This is a genomic window from Priestia sp. KCTC 13724, from assembly GCF_056820425.1.
Genome location: NZ_JBXDLD010000180.1, coordinates 1 through 3,711 on the forward strand (window position 1 = coordinate 1; position 3,711 = coordinate 3,711).

The 3,711-nt window shown below is 32.0% G+C and carries 4 protein-coding genes and 1 pseudogene; 2 read left to right on the plus strand and 3 right to left on the minus strand.

Translation table 11 applies throughout. From position 1 onward, the window contains the following. A partial coding sequence (locus AC1UFB_RS20110) for a replication/maintenance protein RepL (protein WP_482589919.1) occupies positions 1 to 506 on the minus strand: 506 nt, incomplete at its 3' end. Between the two features lie 609 nt (positions 507 to 1,115). Here AC1UFB_RS20110 and AC1UFB_RS20115 point away from each other — a divergent pair. Then, on the plus strand, positions 1,116 to 1,502 hold the full coding sequence (locus AC1UFB_RS20115) for an AbrB/MazE/SpoVT family DNA-binding domain-containing protein (RefSeq protein ID WP_326046411.1): 387 nt from the start codon (positions 1,116 to 1,118) through the stop codon (positions 1,500 to 1,502). After that, positions 1,495 to 1,818, plus strand: a complete 324-nt coding sequence (locus AC1UFB_RS20120) for a type II toxin-antitoxin system RelE/ParE family toxin (protein WP_100348239.1) — start codon at positions 1,495 to 1,497, stop codon at positions 1,816 to 1,818. Before AC1UFB_RS20115 ends, AC1UFB_RS20120 begins: the two co-directional genes overlap by 8 nt. Positions 1,819 to 2,468: 650 nt before the next feature. On the opposite strand, the pseudogene AC1UFB_RS20125 reads toward AC1UFB_RS20120, so the two are convergent. Both AC1UFB_RS20125 and AC1UFB_RS20130 read right to left on the minus strand, forming a co-directional pair. Further along, positions 2,469 to 2,981 (minus strand): annotated as a pseudogene (locus tag AC1UFB_RS20125) (Tn3 family transposase); the annotation flags it as partial. A 224-nt stretch (positions 2,982 to 3,205) separates the two neighbouring features. Further along, the gene (locus AC1UFB_RS20130; protein WP_025908112.1) at positions 3,206 to 3,646 is read right to left on the minus strand and encodes a cell wall hydrolase; all 441 of its coding nucleotides are present in this window, start codon (positions 3,644 to 3,646) and stop codon (positions 3,206 to 3,208) included. Positions 3,647 to 3,711 lie beyond the last annotated feature (65 nt).

The window sequence follows — 3,711 nt, forward strand, 5'->3', positions numbered from 1 at the left end:
TATTCATAATCTTTATTTTCTTTCTTGCTTACGAGAATCTTCCCATCGTATTTAGCGAATTTTTTATTATTATTTTTATCTGTCCAAGCTAGATCTGCGTTAACAATATAAACATTAGAGGTACCCATTTTTAAAACGTCAATAAATCCGTTTTCCTCTAATACTTTAACGGCTCTATATATTGTCATACGAGATTTTCCAAAGTAATCTTCAAAAACAGAGTAGGAACAAGCTAAAGCGTTACGGTTATCCATATGTTCAAGAATGAAAAATAATAAAGAACTAGCAAAACTATGGTTTGTCATTAACCAACGAACTTCTGGCATATGGTCTCTATACAATTGAACAAAATTTGCGTTTTTTTCTTGTTCTTGTTTTTGCTCTACCTTTTCTTGCTCTTCTTCTTGAATTTCTAGTAATTTTTTTATTTTTTTAAACTCATCAGGATTTAATTCTAGTAGGATTTTTTCATTATCAGGTTTCAAATTTAAAACCTCCGAACTCATTAAAATGTCCTCCCCTTATGTAACATCTATGTTGATACATTAAAGTATCAATTATGATACATCGTATAACATAATATGTTACATGTAAAGACAAATCAGTTGAAATATGTCTATATATGTAACATTTAGAATGATACATATATGTAACACAAGCTATGTTACATTTAAACTCTCAAAACCCTTATATATTAGCCTTTTTAAAACCTCCCTTTCTATATCTCCTTATGTAGCAATTCGCTCTTTGTTTTGCAATACTAATTTTTATATTTTTTCGTAATGCCTTAAAGGCTAAAAAGTTGCCATTAAGGCAACTAAAATCAGTCATTAAGAGTATTAATTTATAGCAAAATGAAACAGAACTCTAAGAGAGATCAAGCTCTCTTTTATTTATGGTTTTGAAAGTGCTATACACCCTATTACAGAGCGCATAGTGACTTCTCCCTTAACTTCTACTACTAGTTTTTGGTCGGAGTCACTATGAAAGTCTGGATAGTGATCTATTGATGACTTATTGGTTAAATGTTATTATTAATAACCAAGAAGTAAAGAAACCAAGAAATAAAAAAGTAAAGAAATCGGGTATATAAAGAGAGTGGAGGGACATAACTTATGGTAATGGCAGAAAAAGAATTGGAGAGATTGACCATGCCTAAATCAAGACGTCCAAGAAAAATAAAACGGGTTGCCGTTTCAAGTAAAAGGCAAATTAGCATTCCAAAAGAATTTTATGAAAAACTAAACATTGGGGAAGAAGTTACATTAGAGCTGTACGGGAATCATTTAGTTGTAAAACCTATTCATGAGGGATTTGATGATTTTTCTGAAGAAATTTTAGCTGATCTGATTAATGAAGGTTATAGTGGTATGGATTTGATGGCTGAATTTAAAAATCGTAAGGCACAGTTAGGTTATGCTATAGATTCTTTAATTGCTGAAACTATTAATACAGAAACTGTAGAAATTGATGATCTTTTTGAGGACGATGATGATGAGTGAGTTTTTATTAAAGGTATCACCAGCAGCAAGGAAATTTTTCAAAAAACTAAAAGATAAGCCATTAGAACAAAAATTTCGTTTAGCTTTACAAGAGATCCAGCTAGATCCATTCGGTGCAGGTGAACAAAAGAAAGGTGATCTAGCTGGTATTTATGGTTATGACATTAAACATAATGGCACTAATTACGAAATAGCTTACAGTATCCAAGAAGATGATGAAGGAAATATCGTGTTAGTTATTTTGGCTGGAACAAGAGAGCAATTTTATAAAGAATTGAAAGTTTATATAAAATCATCGAAAATACATAAAAAGTAAACTTTGAAACTTCTTCAGTTAACTGGTGGGAGTTTTATTTTCCATATTTTTCAATAAAGTCAGCTAATGCTACATGTAATACATCAGATTTATGAATTTTTTCGCTTTTACAGAATTCATCTAAACGTTTACCAATTGTTTGATCAATAACAATTGTTTTTCTTGTTTTTTGGTTTTGCGGTCATAAAGACTTAATCCATTTGTTTGTGTAGTTGGAGCAACCTTTTGCCATGATTTAAGTATTTCCTTAATTGCATGGATTTCGTCTTGGGTGAACTGAGCATGAACATCAGGTGAACTTGATTTCACATAATCAAAAATACTTTTATCAAGAGGTTCTTCACCTTCTCCAATAAAAAACCAACCTTTTTGACCAGAGTTTCTAAATTCATATCCAGCTTCTTTTAATGTAAAATTTTGAATATATTTGTAATATTTTATATTTTAATACATAATTTTATTCATTTATTAAATTTTGGTAAAATAGACCATCGTCAAATTTGAAAAAAATGGGTATTATAATAATTAAAACCATTTTAAAGGGGATTATTTATGAATATGAAACAATTAATTCTAGGGGTACAGTCAGGAAAATGCGGATTTACAACGCTAAGCCCATTTCCCCGACTATTCCCCCAGTTTTAACAACGTTAAGAAAGTTTCAAGGGTCTTAAAGAATCTAACGAGACCATTTTCTCCGAATTAAAATGGTATTCTCCAAGTAAATTAATATGTACCCAACCTAGAGGTGACATATGGTGCAATAATTCTTCATTAAAACTACCTGACCGTTTTTGATATTCAACTGCCTTTGTTAGATGTAAAGTATTCCAGATACTGATGGCATTAATGATTATATTTAAGGCACTGGCCCTTTGCAATTGATGCTGTATGGTTCGTTCCCTAAGCTCTCCTTGTTTTCCGAAGAAAATAGCTCTTGCCAGTCCATTCATGGCTTCTCCTTTATTCAATCCTTTTTGTATTTTTCTTCTTAATGATTCATCCGAAATATAATTCAAAATAAAGATCGTTTTTTCTATTCGGCCCATCTCACGTAAGGCTGTAGCCAAGCTGTTTTGTCTTGAATAAGAACCTAATTTCCCCATAATAAGGGATGCTGAAACTGTTCCTTCCCTTATAGAATGAGCTAATCGCAAAAATTCGGACCGAAAAAAGAAAAAGTGATTTTATTGGAAATCCTCCTTTGAAATTGAATATGTAAGAAATGAATAAAACCATTAGCCATCAAGGGAACCAAAACCATGTTTATAGGGGATTATAATTAACATAATCATGTTTATAGACACTGAAAAAAGGATCTTCCAGTAAGAAGATCCTTTTTTTGCTGCTAAAAGTTTTAGTTTTTAAAAATATTCGAATCTTTTCCTCAACGAATATAAACGCTTTCACATGTTCCAGGCGCTGGTTCATAAAAACAATGTTGTTTAAATTGACCACTAAAAGGTTGGCCATACCATGTTGGAGGACACGGACCATATGGATTAAAGTACCAAAGAGCATATTTCGCTGGGTAATCTCTCCAATATTCCAAATTCTTTCTTGCTAATCTTCTTTCAGATTCTCTTGCTCGTTGATAAAACATATTGCCTTTTTGCACAGCTTCAAAGGAGTAATTTCCCCCTTGTACTTGAAAAATAACATCTTCAATGGTCCTTACATCCTTGAAATCCGCACAATCAGCTACAGCACGGTTTACAATCACGTTTCCAACATATAGCATCCCCTGTACTCCTTCACCTTCAGCCTCTGCTCTCATCATCCTTGCCATTAAATCAACGTCTGCATCTCGGTAAGCGACTCTTGCCATTTTTCCACCTCCAAAATACAGTATGAAAAAAAGCAATATTCATGTCTCTTTTTTACAATTTGTTA